The organism is Lentibacillus kimchii (genome assembly GCF_055381965.1).
In genome coordinates this window covers 2,507,610-2,525,268 of the sequence record NZ_AP043934.1, presented here as the reverse complement: position 1 = coordinate 2,525,268, position 17,659 = coordinate 2,507,610, and the positions used below count along the sequence as shown (strand labels likewise).

Here is a 17,659-nt window from a genome sequence, read left to right as displayed (position 1 = left end):
TGGCATGGTTTTAAAAAGTTTGCTATGATAAATGATATATGAAGGAGGTAGCATAATGGCATGGTCACGAATGATGAAATGGGTAACCGGTGGCTGTGAAGCGTTTCTCGGAATTCCGATAATCGGCGGTTCCCTTGTTTTTAGTACAACATGGGGCATCCTGTTAGTCATGTTCATCCTGCACCTTATAACATTGCTTCTGGCAAACAGAGGGAATAGAAGTATTGCGGGAAGTGTGCTCGGCATGGTCACATCATTTGTCGGTGTCATCCCGATACTTGGCATGCTCATGCATATCATAACCGCCATTATCTTAATCATCGACGCTGCGACACCGGAACGTTAAAACGGGCGAAAACGAGCGGTTAATCAGCAAGCATGACAGACTGCTGATTTAAATTTGTCTCACCGCCAACAGTCAGCTATAATTTAGACATATCTGGCACGTTTAACATACGGAAGCGATCAAGGGGATCCATTATGTTCAATTACAGTGATTGGGCGATTGCATGTTTAATTGCCCTTGTATCGACATTTCTATTAACCTATCCTGTTAAAAAGCTGGCCATTAAAATCAAAGTGGTCGATATGCCGAATGAGCGTAAAATACATACAAACTCAACACCAAGACTGGGCGGTCTGGCTATATTTCTCGGGACGCTGCTTGGCGGGCTTTATATACAGCCACAGCATGACCATTTGCTGGCGATTGTGCTCGGGGCAGTCGTTATTCTGATCACAGGGGCATTGGATGACCGCTTCTCCCTTCGTCCGGTGGTTAAATTAGCGGGTCAGCTGATGGCGGCGTCTTTTTTGATTTCCTCTGATCTGGTGATTGAACAAATCACCCTTCCTGCAATCGGGAGAATTGATCTTGGCTTCTTGAGTGTTCTGATAACAGCCGTCTGGATTGTCGGCATAACCAATGCCATTAATCTATTAGACGGGCTCGATGGGCTGGCCACTGGTGTTTCGACGATTGCGCTTTCGAGTATGTTCGTGATGGCGATCATTGACGGACAAGCGCTTCCGGCTGCTCTGTGCATTATTCTAATTGGGGCGAATCTTGGGTTTCTATACCATAATTTCCATCCAGCTCATATTTATATGGGGGATGCCGGTTCGAATTTTCTCGGCTTCATGATTGCGGTTGTGTCGATTGTTGGCCTGTTTAAAAATCTCACGCTTTTCGGTTTCATCATACCCGTGATTGTGCTTGCTGTGCCTATTTTTGATACCTTGTTTACCATGGTTCGCCGCGCCTATCATCAGGATCCGATCATGATGCCTGATAATAAACATATCCATTACCGGCTGCTGGCTGCAGGCTTGAGTCACCGGCAGACCGTTCTGGTGCTTTATGGGTTCAGTGCTTTATTTGGAACGATGGCTATTCTCTTCTCCTCCGCTAACGTGCTGGTCGGCATCGGTATTACGATTCTCGTCCTGTTTCTGCTGCAAATCTTTGCAGAAGCAGGCGGCCTGGTAACGGATGGCAGACGTCCAGTGCTGGAAGGCTTGAAACGTCTGTTCCGGAGGCGGGGTAAGGGGCATTGAAAGGTATTGATGCAGATCAATCATCCGCCGGACTGCTGGTGGGTGATTTTTTATATAAGATCCTGTGTGAGATTTTTGCACGTTCGGTGTCGGTTCGGTGATGATACAGGGTCAGCCTTATTTATAGAAAATAGCGACCATTTGCTGTAGAATGACATGCGTCAACGGTTGAATTAGAACGGATCACCATGAGGCTGACAATGGAAAGGACCGATTATCATGACGACGGCGTTTTGGCTTACAAATGCATTATTGGAGACAGGCTATCAAACGTTTCAAGGCAGAATAACGGGAACGGCAACAGACTTGTTTAATCTACTGATCGAGGATGGGAAGGTGAGCCAGGTTGTCCCGGCTGCCGATTCATTGACGGATGATTTACCTCAAACAGATGCCGGTGGCCTGCTGCTGATCCCTTCGTTTATTGAAAAACACTGTCATCTGGACAAGACACTGCTGGGTGATCAGTGGCGTTCGGTCACACTTGTTGACAGTATTTTCGAGCGTTTTGACATTGAGAAAAATGTCTTGTCATCATTGGAGACAACGACGCAGACGCGTGCTGAGAAGCTGCTTAATTGTTACGCATCATCTGGTGTGACGCATGTGCGCAGTCATGTCGACATTTACCCGGAAGCAGGGCTAACGAACCTGGAGGAAGTGCAAAAAGCGCTGGAGACCTATGAAGGTCAGTTATCGTCTGAGCTGGTAGCATTCCCGCAGCATGGTTTACTGCGCTCCGGGGCACAAGATCTGGTTAGAGACGCGCTTCGAAATGGTGCAGACTATGTGGGCGGTGTTGATCCTGCAATGGTGGACGGTGATATTGAAACGTCGCTGCAAACTACGGTTGAGCTTGCGGCAACGGAAAATGCCGGCATTGATTTGCATTTACACGATGCTGGTCATTTAGGCATTTTTACAATGCAGCGTTTAGCACAATTAACGAAGGAAGCCGGACTGCAGGGAAATGTATCGGTCAGTCACGCTTTTGGACTCGGAGATATTCCGGTGTCACAGGCGGCAGAAATGGCCGAGCAATTGCAGGAGGCAGGAATTGCGATTATTTCCAATGTGCCGATTGACGGCCGGTTCCCGCCGCTTCCTCTGCTTGCCGGACGTGGTGTCAACGTCGCGCTTGGCTGTGATAATATTTTTGATGTATGGTCACCATTCGGCAATGGCGATGTATTAGAACGGGCCAATCGTTTGGCCGAAGTTTCCCAGTGGGTGGATGAACGATCCCTCAGTCAGACGCTGTCATTTATCACGGGCGGCAAGACACCTCTGAATGAAGCCGGCGAACAGGTTTGGCCGCACATTGGCGATGAGGCGAGCTTTACATTTGCCGATGCCACCTGCTCGGCAGAAGTAGTAGCCAGACGGCGCGAACGTTTAGTAACGATGTTTCAAGGGAACGTCATTTCCGGTTCGTTTTAATGGCTGTTAAGAAAAGAATTATTAGCGGCATGATCAGTAGCGCCCAGTTAGTAAAAATCAGCTGATATCAGCTGATTTTTAACATAGCAGCTGACCCCGTAAGCATTGCAAGCCTGTCTGAATCATTGTTGCCATCTGATTTTGCAAACGGCAGTAAAGTCTGGTATAGCCAACAGGATAGTCTCAATCAAATGCAAAAAGGAGATAAATCATGGAAAAGCGTACAACCTTAAAGCAATCGTTAAAGCCGCATTGGGTCTGGGCGATAGCCCTGGGCTCATCAATCGGCTGGGGCGTGTTTGTGCAGCCCACCAATTGGATGGATACAGCTGGCCCAATGGGCGTCATTATCGGGCTGTCCATCGGTGCACTGCTCATGATGCTGATTGCTGTAAGCTACGGTTTTATGGTTAAAAGTTTTCCGGTATCAGGCGGCGAATTCGCTTACTCGTATATCAGTCTGGGACGCACACATGCGTTTATCAGCGGCTGGTTTCTGACGCTGGGCTATTTGTGTATTGTCGCGCTAAATGCTTCGGCATTTGCTCTGATGATCAAATTTGTGTTTCCGTCGATCCTTAACACGATGCATATGTATACGATTGCCGGCTGGAATGTTCACTTCACGGAAGTGCTGATTGCCTCGGTGCTGCTGGGAATTTTCGGTTACTTTAATATTCGGGGATCCAGTCTTTCCGGCCGGATGCAGTTTGTGTTTTGCACCATTATGGTACTTAGTGTGATTGCGATTACGGTCATGGTAGGTGTCCAGCCTGGATCAGGTCTTTCCAATGTGCAGCCATTATTCACAACCGATAAAACCGCATTTGCGGCGATCATTTCGATTGTGGCCATTGCGCCGTGGGCTTATGTTGGTTTTGATAATGTTCCGCAGGCGGCCGAGGAATTTCATTTTTCCTCGCGAAAAGCTTTTAGTTTAATCATTTTGGCCATTTTCTTTGCAGCGCTGCTCTACGGCCTGATGGTGTTTGCCACGTCTATGATTGCGCCGTGGCAGAGTCTCGTTGCCCAAGATCAAACGTGGGGAACGGGTGCAGCCATTCAGGGACTGCTCGGCAATGCCGGCCTTGTTATTCTGGTTGCAGGCTTGACGATGGGCATTTTCACCGGACTGAACGGTTTTATTATGTCAGCCAGCCGTTTGCTATTCGCGATGTCACGCGCCCGGGTTCTTCCATCGATATTCTCCAAGTTGCATCCCAAGTATGAAACGCCGCATGTCAGCATCATCTTCACGGTTGGTGTGGCGATGGTGGCACCATGGTTTGGGCGTGAGGCTCTGACATGGGTCGTGGATATGTCTTCGGTTGGTGTAACGATTGCTTACTTTTATACTTGTTTTACGGCGTTCAGGCTATTCTTGTGGTCCGGAAACCGTGATTTCAACACGGATAAATATAGTGTCGCACCGGTAAAGAAAGTATTTGCAGCCCTCGGTATGGCAGCGAGCATTGCCTTTCTGGCACTCCTGCTCATTCCAGGTTCACCAGCTGCACTAGGCAAAGAATCGTTCATCGCACTCATCGTTTGGATTGTGCTCGGAGCTATCTTTTATCTGACGCATCGCAAAGAATTGCAGCAAATCCCGACGGACGAGCTTAACTATCTGATCCTGGGCTCAAAAGAAATCAAAATGAAACATCAGGATTAAATCTGAGTTACCGTAACGGGTTCAGCAGGGAAGAAAACAAAAAAACAGTATATGAAACAGGGGTGCCAATTATATATGATTGAGCATCCCTGTTTTTAATAAGGTTTACACTCCTCTGTATATTTTAATGAATTTTTTAAATACACTTACTTTTTTCTCTAATTGTTTCAAAGGTACGAGACCTTTTATGTTAAAATAATTGTTAAGTACCGTGCCATAAACAGGCCAGATTGTTTGATAAGGAGCTAAAAAAATGATCTTAAATGTGTTATATATAATCTCAATAGTCGCTTTTATAGTTGTCATACCATTTATAATTAAAAAAGAAAAAAAGTAGGTGCCTCAGGTGTAAAAAGTGCGTTAACGTCAATCTGCTTTTTGCTTGTAGCTTTGATAAATATCTCAGCTTATTGGTTTAATTTTATGGGGTTATTATCCTGGACTATAAGCTTTTTTCTAATAATCTTAGCCGCTTATTTCACAAAATTCTTACCTGCCCCTAGAGAAAGTAATTGAACAAGCAAGTGCCGTTGCTGAATAAACACTGTGCCTGAATCGGGCCAGATTGGTGAGAGTTCATAACTATTAGAGGAGGTATTATGTCTGTGGTGGGTTGGATAGCAATTATTTCGGTATTACTAACTATTTCCAGCTTTTATTTCACTCTATCCTTTATTGAGAGCCTGCATAAAAAAGATGAGAGAATTACTAAGCAATCAAAAGCAGCTGCTATTATTTGTCTAGGGATAGCTTTAATATTACCAGTCATATTTATATTTCTATAAATTTTAAGAAAAACAAGAGTCATACTTAATTATTGATCTACAAAGATTTCCTGACGTTTTAACATGGCATGGATCCAGCAAACTGGACACGACTGGTGCATTGCATAGCAGCATACAACATTGAAAGGGGGCTGGGACATAACGAAAATGAATACCTCAAGCGTCGAACATGCTCCGATTTAGCGGAGGAAAAGACGGAGACTCCTGCGGGAGCAAAGGATAGGTGAGACCCCGGAGCGCGCCAGCGCGAGAAGGCTCACCAGCCGCCCGCGGAAAGCGACGTCTTTCTCCGGAGCGGTTCAGTCACGCAAGTGGTTCGTACTTTTTGTCCCAGCTTCGTACTATGCTTATCATTTTCATTCAGCGAGGGTTTTGTCCCAGCCACCTTTTTGCTTGTTATTTATAATTGTTATTGCCGCTGCCTTTTAAATCGTTCTATTCAAGAAAGGAAGCGGTATTTTCCCAGGTGTCGGTATATAATTGGTGACGGACACCGCGATATACCCAGGCACCTGAAGGAAAGTCGTCCATTTCTGCCTCAAAGACGACATTGGCATCGTCATCATGCGTCACTTCGACAATATTGCTCTGGTTGCCTTCGTCCACATGACCAAATCCTATCAGCACGTTGCCGGTATTTGGCTGGTAGCGGGCACTGCCAATAATATTAGTGAAAAAGTCCTCACCGCGTTCTTCACCATATGTCCAGATCAATTTGGCTTCCTTGGTTTTTTCATTAACCCGGTAGTGCGATGCAGCGCTGAATTCCTTGGATAAGTCCTCATTACCACGCGTCACAACGGTATTATTGTCATACAGCAGCAAATCGATGGTGTCCGGATTATCGTCAAAATCAGGCAGGATGCGGACATCGTGCTGGCCTGCCGGGTATTTAAAGTCGTCGCCCTGTCCCTCAACTAAATATTGTTCCATTTGCTTATCCCAGTCTTCCGGATAAGCAAGGATCCATTGGATTTCTTCCGTTTCATAATCAATTTTCATGACGGTGTCACTGTTCCGTCCAGAAATGATAATGCTGTTATCATCATCATCATAAACGACGGCATTCTGATGGAACCAATCTACTGGATCATCGCCAGGTTTAAAATCGTTGCCGCCATATTCTTCATACGCATCAGCTGGAAACAGATCTTTTAAGTCAATTTGGTTGACGACATCGCCGGTCTTACGGTTGATTTCGATCATCGTATCTTCCTTATACGTGCCTTCATCATCATTGACAGTAAGAAGAAGATTTCCTGATGGCAATTCAGCAGCGTCATGGTGTATCAGGGTTGACTCCATTCCGTCAGATTCGGCTTCAGCAACCTCTTCACTGATCTTGAAGGCATTGTATAACTTGCCTAAATAATTGGTTTCAAACAGGCGATTATAAGCGCCTCCGCTATTGTCATCCTTGCCCAGATACAATAAGTGACCATTGTCCAGTTCGTGGAAAATGTGGCTGTTATAGCCCGATCCATACCAGCGGATATCACCATTTGTGTCAAAGCCGTAATTATATTTGGTGCTCGGTATAGCAAATGTCAGCTCATTTGGCTGGATATCCATTTTGTCTTTTTTAGCGGTTTTAATGTTAACCGTTGGAATGTAATCCGGTAATTTCTCAGTTGTAATCGTGATCGTTTTTTCGGATGTGTCGCCGTCTTCTGTTTCAGCTGTAATGGTCACTTTATTGTCCTGATCAGGATAAAGCCCTAACACAGCCAGCTCATGATGGGTTCTATAATCATCAATTGTATTGGAAATAGTGGATGATGCGTCCTTGCCCTTGACGGTAAAGGATACTTTGGCTGCTTGCTCTGTATCAAAAACAACCAAGGCTGCAAGCGGGCTTCGGTCATAAGGATCCAGCTTGACATAAGGATTACTTAATGTGCTGCCCTCACTCTCATCCGCCATAGTGGCTTCCAGCTTCTCTTGTTTATCCAGGCGTTTAGAAGCCTTTTTCGGTGGGTATGGGTAAGGCTTTTCTTTCTGTTTTTCTGCTGCCTCGCTATCTTTTGAATGGTTGTCCGCTTCCTGATTTGTATCATTATTTAGAAAGAAAAAAACAAATGCAAGGCTTGCAACAACAACGACGGCAGAGATGGTTAAAATTTTTTTCATGTTTCCGCTCCTTATTGTCTGGCATTGTTTGGCGTTGCACTTATTCTACCATAGACGCTAGATTCGTGAAATAGATAATGCGGTGGACAGCTAGCTCTAATGGCCGGCTTTGTCTGTCAGTGTTATGGCTCGTCTGCCCATAGACTGCCAGTTCCGGACAAAGCGCTGCCGGTCATAAAATTCGGCTTCTCCGGTATGCGGGTCATGGCAGATAACGTGCTCAGCATCGATTCCGATAAGCACCACAGCATGTTCGTTTTCATACCAGTCGATAACCTGACCATCCGGAGCGGTCCAGGACAGTCCGTAATAGGTGTCACGCTGCGCCAGTGTGGTCCAGGCGAGCACGGGCCTGCCTGAGCGGATGATGTCAATAAGTGCTGTGAATGGTTTGCCTGAGAGATCAGCACCGCGGCCGGGCATAAATGTTTCCAGTGCTTCCAGAACCGGGCCTTCGAACACACCGTAGCTGCCGTCTTCCGAATCGGTATACGGATCACCGACAAACGCTTGATTAGGATGAGCACCTTTGAGCTGGCCATCTGCCATATGGACCTTGTCACCTTGCTTCAAGCTGTCCGCTGCAGTGTATGTTGTCACTGGTTCGCCGTGTCCCCAGCTTAACAGCATCGCGAGCGATGCAGCTTCACATCCAGTCGGCAGCTCGGGGTATTGTTTGTAGGCGGGAACCCCGGTGATCACTGTCGTCTTGCCCGGTGCCTGTACCCGCCGGCGTCCCAGCAGCCAAAAGATGCCAGCAAGTCCTGTATAGGCGGCCAATCGTTTGAGTGACATGTGCACCACCTCCAATTATGATCTTGCGCTAGTATCATTATGCCAGGCCATATCTTTCAATTCATGGAGAAAACGTATGCTTTTTAAAAACCCGGAGGCAATCACTGCCTCCGGGTTAGGCTTCACGGACAACGTCATAAGTTCTGTCTTCTGTTTGATAGACGGCTTTAATCAGACTGTCGCTTGCAGTCCCTTGTGAGTATTGATTCCATTCATCCGCAAATGACTTAATGCGTTCGAAATCAAACGTATTCTGTTCAATGACGCTGATCAGTTCATTAGTATGCGTGACAACAGGACCAGGGACAAGTTCTTCATAGGATCCCCAAAAGCCGCGTTCTTCCGTGTATTGTTCCTGATCATAAGCGAAGAACACCATTGGCCTGTTTAAAAGTGAAAACTCAAATGGAATAGATGAATAATCCGTAATTAAAATATCCGTTACCAATAGAAGATGATTAAGTGAATGCTGGCCGGATACATTAAATACAAAGCCAGGGTACTTATTCTGAAACGCATTTTCGACCGCCGGATGCAAGCGCAGGAGCAGTACGCAGTCATGTTTAAGAGCATGGTGCATTTTATCGATATCCAGTTGTATATCCTTGATATCGATGGTGTCATCGCGGTAAGTCGGCGCATATAACAGCACTTTTTTGTCATACAGCACCGGGTATTCCGCAATTAATGCATCGCGTGATTCCTGTTTTGCCGCTTCATCGAAAAAGAAATCGGTCCTTGGTATGCCTGTCCGTAAAATACGCTCTTCAGATACGTTGAAACTCCGCTTGAAAATGGATGCCATATTGTCTGAGCCAGTGACGACCGAATCAAACTGGCTATATACTTTCCGGAAACGTTTATTCGCGCTTTTTGAACGATAGTGATTCGATGGGTCTTCCAATCCGAATTTCTTAATGGCTCCGGCAGCATGCCAAACCTGGATGCAGCGGACATTTGGCTTGAAGTCTGCGGCGGCCAGAAACCCGTAGTAGTTATCGACAATAATCGCATGGGATGTGGCCAAATGATAGACAGAACGCAGCCAGTCCAGCATGCGGCTGACCTCAAATGTTCTTATAATTCTCGTTGGTGTGCGGAAGTCTGTGCTGCAATGGGAAGTTTTGAGAATAACAACCTGATCATCTGTCTGCTTTTCAAGTGCCCTTGCGCTGTACAAAATATTTTCCCCAAATGAAGCAACAAATGTTGTTTTCTTCTTCTGGGGAAACCGTTTAAAGATCATAAACATAACGCGAAAAGCAAACAGATACAGCGTAATGGCCAGTTCTCTAAACATCATTGGTCATATTTAAATCAGATTTGATTTTAGTTGTTGATATTCCCACTGTCCGCGGCAAATAGACAACCTCACAGGAGTCTTTCAGGAAGTCAAATTCACCTCTCCAGTCATCACCCATAACAAACACATCAACATCATGTTTATTAATGTCTTCCGCCTTTTGCTCCCAGTTATGCTCGGGTATGACTTCATCGACATAGCGGATGGCTTCCAGAATCACTTTGCGCTGTTCAAACGTGTAGTAGGCCTGTTTATGCTTAAGGGCGTTGAATTCATCAGACGAAATAGCTACGATTAAATAATCACCATATGCCTTGGCACGCCGTAAAATATTAATATGACCGACATGCAGCAAGTCAAATGTACCGTATGTGATCACTTTCTTCATGTCACAGAACCTCCCGTTTATGACCTCATTTATTTGTATGATCGTTATTCAGTCTTTGTGTGCTGCTTCTATTTCCAATCATTATATACCTAGAAGACTAATTGCTATTATACTATGAAAGTCAACTAATATAAACATGTATTTTATGTTAATACACGCCGCAGTTCGTGCGAATACGTATGGCAGTATTTGATGAAAGTTGTCATATTAAGGTTTCCATTTCATTTTTTTCCTAGTATAATAGCCACGGAGTAGATTAATATTCTGACAATACAGGAAGGTCCAGTCTGACTATTAATCTAGCAAATACAAGACAACACACGATTGTCGCATGGGGGTATAAAATGAGAAAGTTATCAATCGTGTTAGCTGTATGCCTGCTGTGCAGTACGGTTGCGCCTTCTAGTGTGTTCGCAGCCAACACTGATGCACAGGCTGAATCCGATCAGCCCGAAGCAGCCGCTGCAGCCGAAAACAATCAGCCGGTTTCAAGTGATGAACAGACAGCTGAACAGGATGAATCCGCTGCAGATGCTGATAAATCGGACAAGCAGCCGTCAGCTGACACTGATTCAAACGACCAAGCGGATGATGATCAGGCGAGGGAAGCTGACACCGAAGACAGCCCGTCTTCAAATCAGACATCGTCGTCAGATCACGAAATGACCGACCCGGAAGCAGAGCAGCAAAAGACTGACGAGGGGCAGTCTGCAGATGATGAAGAAGCTCAGCAGCCGGAAACAGATGATGACACAGATGTGACTGCCGAGCAGCCGTCTCCAAAACCATCTGATCCGGAACAGGCGTCAATCAGCGCGCAGTCTGTGACGAATGTGACGACCTCCCCTGCGAGCAAACTCGGTCATCTGCACGCAGGAGCGTCTATCTATGAACAGGCTGGCAAAGCGAGTACAGCCTTCAGTTCGGATGACTACCTCGATGCTGTTTACTACATTAAAGAACAGGCTGAAGCAGGCAATGAGCTTTATTACCTGATCAGTGAGCAGGCCAGCAGCACACGTGGTGTTATTGGCTGGGTCAAGGCAAGTGACATATCGACACATGTCCATAAAGCGAAAGACCGCAAGTCGAAAACGGTCGCGTTCACAGGTTCCGGCAATGCCTATGCAAAAGCCTGGGGCGGTTCGGAAGACCACATTTATGATCTTTCCAATTTCAAAGGCCATGTGTTCCGTGTCCATAAAACCGAGACAGTCGGCCATAACACGTGGTATCGCGGCGACTTCAAAGGTGAACGAATCTGGGTGCATGAGAATTATGTCACCAAGCTGAACGAAAGCCCGACCAGCAAATTGGGGCATCTGCGCAACGGCTCTATGATTTATGGATCTGAAGCCTCGTTCAGCGGAGAAGATTATAAGGATGCTGTTTACTATATTAAAAAACAGGCCAAATCCAAATCCGGTGACAAACGTTACTACCTGATCAGTGAGCAGGCCAGCAGCACGCGTGGCGTTATTGGCTGGGTCAAGGCAAGTGACATGTCGACACATGTCCATGAGGCGAAAGACCGCAAGCCGAAAACGGTCGCGTTCACAGGCTCCGGCAATGCTTATGCGAAAGCCTGGGGCGGTTCGAAAGACCACATTTATGACCTTTCCAATTTCAAAGGTCACGTTTTCCATGTCCATAAAACCGAGACGGTCGGCCATAACACGTGGTATCGCGGCGACTTTAATGGCGAACGCATCTGGGTGCACGAGAATTATGTCACCAAGCTGAATGAAAGCCCGACCAGCCGATTAGGGCATTTGCGCAGCGGTTCTATGATTTATGGATCTGAAGCCTCGTTCAGCGGGGACGATTACGATAATGCGGTTTATTACATTAAACGACAGGCTCAAGCCGGCAGCCGGACTTACTATTTAATCAGTGAGAAGCCGAGCAGCACGCGTGGTGTCATCGGCTGGGTTAAAGCCAGTGACATGTCAACACATGTCCACAAGGCGAAAGACCGTAAACGTAAATCCTTTTTTATCACCAAGCCTGGAAATGCCTATGCGAAAGCTTGGGGCGGCCCGAGAGACAAAGTTTATGATTTGTCTAATTACAAAGGTGACATTTTCCAAGTTCACAAGACCGAAACAGTTGGTCAAAACACGTGGTACCGCGGTGATTTCAAAGGTGAGCGGATCTGGATACATGAAGCCTACGTGGCCCATGAAAATAAGAGCCAGTACGATATGACCCTGAATGATATGGTCGATAAACAAATGGAAAAAACGAATAAAACCGATGAGGGGACATCGTCCGGCTTCGAATCCGCAAGCCATGATGACGTAGCTTACTATATGGATCCGGATAACTTTGAAGGCAATTTCCGGGGCTCCCTGCAATTTGTCGAACTGACTCAAAGTGCCAAAATTGATGTTTCAGAAGTGAATGACAGCATTCTGAAAAATAAAGGTGTGCTGGCCGGCCAAGCGCAGCAGTTTGTGAAGGCTGGCAGTGAGCATGATGTTAATGAAGTCTATTTAATGTCACATGCGATTCTTGAGACGGGGAATGGTGCGTCTGATCTCGCAACGGGCATTGAAGTCGGCTTGGATGAGGATGACGATCCGCAGCTTGTAACATCCGACAACAAGGATGATCTGACAGCCATTAAAACAGTTCACAACTTATTCGGCGTCAAAGCACACGATGACAGCGCGGTAGAATCCGGAGCGAAATATGCTTATAAGCAAGGATGGTTCTCGATTGATAAAGCCATTATGGGCGGTGCTGACTATATCGATCACGGCTACATCGACAGCGGACAGAGCACCCTGTACCAAATGCGCTGGAATCCGGCTTATGCGGACAATCATGACCATCCATCATTCCACCAGTATGCTACGGATATCGGCTGGGCTTATAAACAGACGCGCTACATGAGCAGAATCTATAATCTGCTTGATAATTATCGTCTGATGTACAATGTGCCGCAGTATAAGTAAATGAAATCCAGTTTTATGAAGTGCCTTGATTCAGGGGAGAACAGCCTGGATCAAGGTGCTTTGTTAGTGAGTCTGGCAATCTTTTAGCGGTTGAGAGTTTCCGGGATTAAGAGGACGCTTATAAACATACATATCAGGAGGATCTACATGAAAAAAACAAGCTTGCTGGCTGTGTCTCTGGCACTAATGGCATCATTATGGCCCGTTAATAGTTTTGCCGCTGAAGACACAAATGCAGAAGACATTGACAACGGAACAATCGTGAATGGGGAAGATATTAGTGACTTAACAGATGATGAACTTAAGTACATACCAAAAGCCTGGCGGGATGGCCATTCTGAAGAAGACGCCGACAAGAACGCGCAGGAAGGCGAAAAACCGGAGTCCAAATCGGGAAATGTATCGGCCTTTTCGACCTACCCGGATGTCAATGATTATATTAGAGATATGGATCCTGCTTCGGTGAAATATGAACATAATCTTGATTTTCCGCGCTTCAACTATCGTCATGGCAAGGGTGCTGTTGAGGGCGTTGTAGCACACGAGACGGCTAATGACAATACGACGATTCGCAATGAAATCGACTATATGAGCCGGAATTATAACAGCGCCTTTGTTCATGCATTTGTCAACGATCAACAAACCATTGAAATACACCCGACAGACCGGGCTGCATGGGGTGCCGGGCGCTTTGCCAACGAGCGTTTCGTCCATGTAGAACTGGTGCGCGCCGATACATTTGACGCGTTTGCTAAATCGATCAATAATTATTCCGATTACATTGCTTCTATTCTGTATAAATATAATACAGGCGTCGACAGTGCCGTTAGTGATGGTGAAGGCTCATTATGGTCCCATCGGGCAGTGAGTGATTACCTTGGTGGCACGACTCACACTGACCCGCATGCTTATTTTGACAAATGGGGCTATGACTGGAACGAGTTCGTCGCCCTTGTGGGAACCAAGTTTGAGGAGAAGGTTCGTCACCATAGCAAAAACACCAGCAAACTGGGCCATATTAATGCCAGCAGCGCGCGGATTTATGATGATCCGACAAAGCTGGACACCTATCAGAAGGCAGGCTCCAAGCGGACTGATGAGGTATTCCATATTAAAGCTGAAGCCAAACTAAGCGGCAAACAATATTATTTAATCAGCCGGAAGCCAAGTGCCCAAGACGGGACAGTCGGCTGGGTTCAGGCCAGCGATGTGAAGACGCATGAACACACCAGCGTGGATAAAAAGCAGAAGACATTTAAAGTCTATGGCAGCGGCAATGCGTATGCCGAAATCTGGGGTGGCTCGGATGATCACGTCTACAATTTAAGCAACCATACCGGCGAAACCTTTAACGTGAATCTGACGGAAGCTGTCGGCCATAATACGTGGTATCGCGGCAACCTGGACGGCCAGGAAGTATGGATCCATGAAAGCTATCTTGTTAAGAATGAGAAGACCAGCAAACTCGGCCATCTGCGGCATGATGCCACGATTTATGACACGTTGCGGGCTGATGCTCCGGGTGAAGAAGCCAGTCGATACGAAAATAAAGTGTACTACATTAAAAAGCAGGCTGATGTAAGACGGAACACCTATTATTTAATCAGTGAAAAGCCAAGCAGCACGAAAGGCACGATTGGCTGGATTCAGGCGTCAGATATGCTGACCCATTCCCATACGGGGGTTGATAAGCAGGATAAGACCTTTTATATTGACGGAACCGGCAGTGCTTACACGAAAGCGTGGGGCGACTCTGAGGATCACGTTTATGATTTAGCGAACCGTCAGAATGATGAATTTAACGTGAATCTGACGGAAAAGGTCGGCAGCAATATCTGGTACCGCGGTGATTTGGACGGGAAAACAGTCTGGCTGCATGAAAGCAAAGTCACGACGAAACAAACCAGCCCAACCAGTAAACTGGGTCATCTGCATAGCGGTGCATTGATTTATGAAACGATCGGGGATGAGTCGACAGCCTTCAGTTCAGATGATTATCTGAATGCTGTATACTATATTAAAGAGAAGGCTTCCTTTGGTAATCAGACTTATTACCTGATCAGCACGAAGGCGAGCAGCACGAGAGGCACGATCGGCTGGGTCAAAGCGGACAGCATGTCGACCCATGCCCACAAAGGCGCTGACCGCAAGTCAAAAACGTTTGTGTTTAATGGAGACGGTGATGCCTTCACGAAAGCGTGGGGCGGCTCCAAAGATCATGTGTATGATCTGTCCGATTACAAAGGCGCGGAATTCCATGCTCATAAAACGGAAACCGTCGGCCATAACACGTGGTATCGCGGCGACTTCAAAGGTGAACGAATCTTTGTGCATGAAAGTTTCGTAACCAAAGTTGACACATCACCTATCAGCCGGCTGGGCCATTTAAGATCAGGAGCCACCATTTATAATTCGGTTGGCGACCCGTCGTCAGCCTTCAGTGCTCAAGATTATTTGAATCGCGTCTACTATATTAAAGAACAAGCGTTATTCGCTGGTGATACGTACTATTTGATCAGCACGAAGGCAAGCAGCACGAAAGGTACGATCGGCTGGGTCAAAACAGCTGATATGTCGACCCATAAACATGTCGGTGTCGATAAGAAATCGAAAACATTCACGGTCAAAGGCACCGGCCATGGCTATGATACAGCGTGGGGCGGTGACAAAAACCTGGTGTATGATTTGTCGGACTATGCAGGGGAGACCTTCCATGTCTATCTGACGGAAAAAGTCGGTCACAACACGTGGTATCGCGGCCAGCTCGACGGCCAGACCGTCTGGATGCATGAATCGTTTGTTAAATAGTTAAACCGAACAGTTCTGCTCTTGTTATAAGGGCAGAACTGTTCTCTTAATAAGGAGGTTTCGTGTGCTGCACACGTTTATAAGGCTGTGAGCACATATTGTCAGCGTAATTTCTGATTGTCTTTTGCCTTATTCCCCTGTATAATCTACCATGAATTTATTAACGTATGATGTTCTGTGGCTCGAAAGGAAATGTCTATGAAATCTGCCATTAATGTCATCAAGGAACAGGTGAATTATTTTCATCTTATCCGAAGGCTTTCACTATATGAGATGAAAAGTCAGAACCGGAATAATTACCTGGGGATGGCCTGGGAAGTTCTGAACCCGGCTATCCAAATTTTAATTTACTGGTTCGTGTTTGGTACGCTCCGCACCCGGGATGATGTCGCTGTGGGCGACATGGATATACCCTTTTTCTTCTGGCTGCTGACGGCCTTTTTCCTTTGGTTATTTTTCTATCAGGGTACTGTTCAGGGATCAAAATCAATCTATAGCCGGTTAGGGATCCTGTCCAAAATGAACTTTCCGATGAGTGTGATACCAGCTTTTGTCATCTCGTCCAAGTTCTATATCCATTTGGCCATGATGGGGATTGTGATTATTATATTGCAGTTTAACGGGTATTATATCAATAGTCATTATGTCCAGCTGCTTTATTTTATTGTTGCGGCTTTTGTATTTATTTTTGCGCTGTCGCTGATTACATCCACCTTATCAACCATTATCAGAGACGTGCACATGTTTCTAAACTCAACGCTCCGCATGCTGTTGTATCTTTCTGGTGTTTTATGGCCGATCTCGATTCTGGGTAATATGGAATGGCTGATGAATCTGATGAAATTGAATCCGCTTTTTTATCTTGTTCAGGGTTACCGGCATTCGTTGTTTGGGACAGAATGGTACGCTGTGACCCAGTGGGAGTATACGCTCTATTTCTGGGTGCTGGTGGCGGTGCTGTTTATCATCGGTTCGGCTTTGCATATGAAATTCCGCCGACACTTTATTGATTATTTATAAGCTCTATACAAAAACGCCCTGGCAAAAGCAGGGTGTTTTTGTATTTAGGCCCCGAATATAGCTGGATTATTTGAAAACACCCCATCCACACCAGCGTCAACCAGCTCCTGATAGCGCGCTGGATCATTAACTGTAAACGGATAAACCTCATAACCAAGCTGCCTGCAGGCTTGAACAAACGTTTGATCAACATAGACTTGATTCGGATGCAGACTGCGGATACGGAGGCCACTCGAGACAGCATAGTCCCACGGGCGCAGCAGCCGGTAATAGAAAAGCATGCCCAGGTCGATGGCCGGATTAAGCGTCTGAATCCGTTTCAAGGCAACATGGTCAAACGAGGAAATCATGACATTCCCCCGATTATGCGCCTCCAGCGTCTCCAGCAAACGCCGTTCAATTCCCTCATATAATACAGGAATATTTTTGATCTCAATATTGAGCAGGACCGTTTCCGGACAGATGGCCAGCACTTCGTCAAGCGTGGGCAGACTGACACCGGCGAAATCCTGGCTGAAGGCGGACCCGACATCAATGCGCCGGACGGCTTCAAGGGTATAATCCTTGATCGTCCCCTGAATGGCTGGGTTAAAGCGGGTGAAGTGGTGATCGTGTGAGACGACTAAATGGTTATCCTTTGTCAGCTGCACATCCAGTTCTATCGCTCGCACGCCCCGGTCAAGGGCTTTTTGAAAGGCCGGCAGTGTATTCTCCGGTGCTTCGGTTAAAGAGCCGCGATGGGCAAAATTTAAAGGCATAACAATTCCTCCAATACGTTAATCCGGTGTGCCGTTGGACGAT

At 46.3% G+C, this 17,659-nt stretch carries 12 protein-coding genes; 7 read left to right on the top strand and 5 right to left on the bottom strand.

Annotated elements, in window-relative coordinates; translation table 11 throughout:
* The first annotated feature begins 55 nt into the window (after positions 1-55).
* From ACZ444_RS13195 to ACZ444_RS13180, 4 genes are all read left to right on the top strand, one after another.
* Positions 56-346 (top strand): hypothetical protein, encoded by a 291-nt coding sequence (locus ACZ444_RS13195; protein WP_382359570.1) that lies wholly within the window; start codon positions 56-58, stop codon positions 344-346.
* Positions 347-480: 134 nt separating this feature from the next.
* Positions 481-1,557 (top strand): glycosyltransferase family 4 protein, encoded by a 1,077-nt coding sequence (locus ACZ444_RS13190; protein WP_382359573.1) that lies wholly within the window; start codon positions 481-483, stop codon positions 1,555-1,557.
* A gap of 219 nt (positions 1,558-1,776) precedes the next feature.
* Positions 1,777-2,997 carry an amidohydrolase gene (locus tag ACZ444_RS13185; protein ID WP_382359576.1) on the top strand — a complete coding sequence of 407 codons (1,221 nt, stop codon included), beginning with the start codon at positions 1,777-1,779 and terminating at the stop codon, positions 2,995-2,997.
* A gap of 211 nt (positions 2,998-3,208) precedes the next feature.
* A complete protein-coding gene (locus ACZ444_RS13180; RefSeq protein ID WP_382359579.1) occupies positions 3,209-4,669 on the top strand; it encodes an APC family permease in 1,461 nt (486 codons plus the stop codon).
* Between the two features lie 1,220 nt (positions 4,670-5,889).
* On the opposite strand, the gene ACZ444_RS13175 is transcribed toward ACZ444_RS13180, so the two are convergent.
* From ACZ444_RS13175 to tagD, 4 genes are all read right to left on the bottom strand, one after another.
* Complete coding sequence (locus tag ACZ444_RS13175) at positions 5,890-7,584, bottom strand: aryl-sulfate sulfotransferase (protein WP_382359582.1); 1,695 nt, start codon at positions 7,582-7,584, stop codon at positions 5,890-5,892.
* A 96-nt stretch (positions 7,585-7,680) separates the two neighbouring features.
* Positions 7,681-8,379 (bottom strand): C39 family peptidase, encoded by a 699-nt coding sequence (locus ACZ444_RS13170; RefSeq protein ID WP_382359585.1) that lies wholly within the window; start codon positions 8,377-8,379, stop codon positions 7,681-7,683.
* Positions 8,380-8,494: 115 nt separating this feature from the next.
* A complete protein-coding gene (locus ACZ444_RS13165) occupies positions 8,495-9,682 on the bottom strand; it encodes a CDP-glycerol glycerophosphotransferase family protein (protein WP_382359588.1) in 1,188 nt (395 codons plus the stop codon).
* Positions 9,672-10,070 (bottom strand): glycerol-3-phosphate cytidylyltransferase, encoded by a 399-nt coding sequence (tagD, locus tag ACZ444_RS13160; protein ID WP_382359591.1) that lies wholly within the window; start codon positions 10,068-10,070, stop codon positions 9,672-9,674. Before tagD ends, ACZ444_RS13165 begins: the two co-directional genes overlap by 11 nt.
* Before the next feature lie 344 nt (positions 10,071-10,414).
* Between tagD and ACZ444_RS13155 the strand changes: the two genes are divergently transcribed.
* The 3 genes from ACZ444_RS13155 to ACZ444_RS13145 all read left to right on the top strand — a co-directional run bounded on the left by ACZ444_RS13155 (position 10,415) and on the right by ACZ444_RS13145 (position 16,858).
* Positions 10,415-13,030: an N-acetylglucosaminidase gene (locus ACZ444_RS13155; RefSeq protein ID WP_382359594.1), complete on the top strand. Its 2,616-nt coding sequence runs from the start codon at positions 10,415-10,417 to the stop codon at positions 13,028-13,030.
* Between the two features lie 147 nt (positions 13,031-13,177).
* Positions 13,178-15,838 carry a peptidoglycan recognition protein family protein gene (locus tag ACZ444_RS13150; RefSeq protein ID WP_382359597.1) on the top strand — a complete coding sequence of 887 codons (2,661 nt, stop codon included), beginning with the start codon at positions 13,178-13,180 and terminating at the stop codon, positions 15,836-15,838.
* A gap of 192 nt (positions 15,839-16,030) precedes the next feature.
* Positions 16,031-16,858, top strand: coding sequence for an ABC transporter permease (locus ACZ444_RS13145; RefSeq protein WP_464433390.1), 828 nt, complete (start codon positions 16,031-16,033; stop codon positions 16,856-16,858).
* Between the two features lie 44 nt (positions 16,859-16,902).
* Here ACZ444_RS13145 and ACZ444_RS13140 read toward each other — a convergent pair whose 3' ends face one another.
* Positions 16,903-17,616, bottom strand: coding sequence for a glycerophosphodiester phosphodiesterase (locus tag ACZ444_RS13140; RefSeq protein WP_382359603.1), 714 nt, complete (start codon positions 17,614-17,616; stop codon positions 16,903-16,905).
* Between the last annotated feature and the right edge of the window lie 43 nt (positions 17,617-17,659).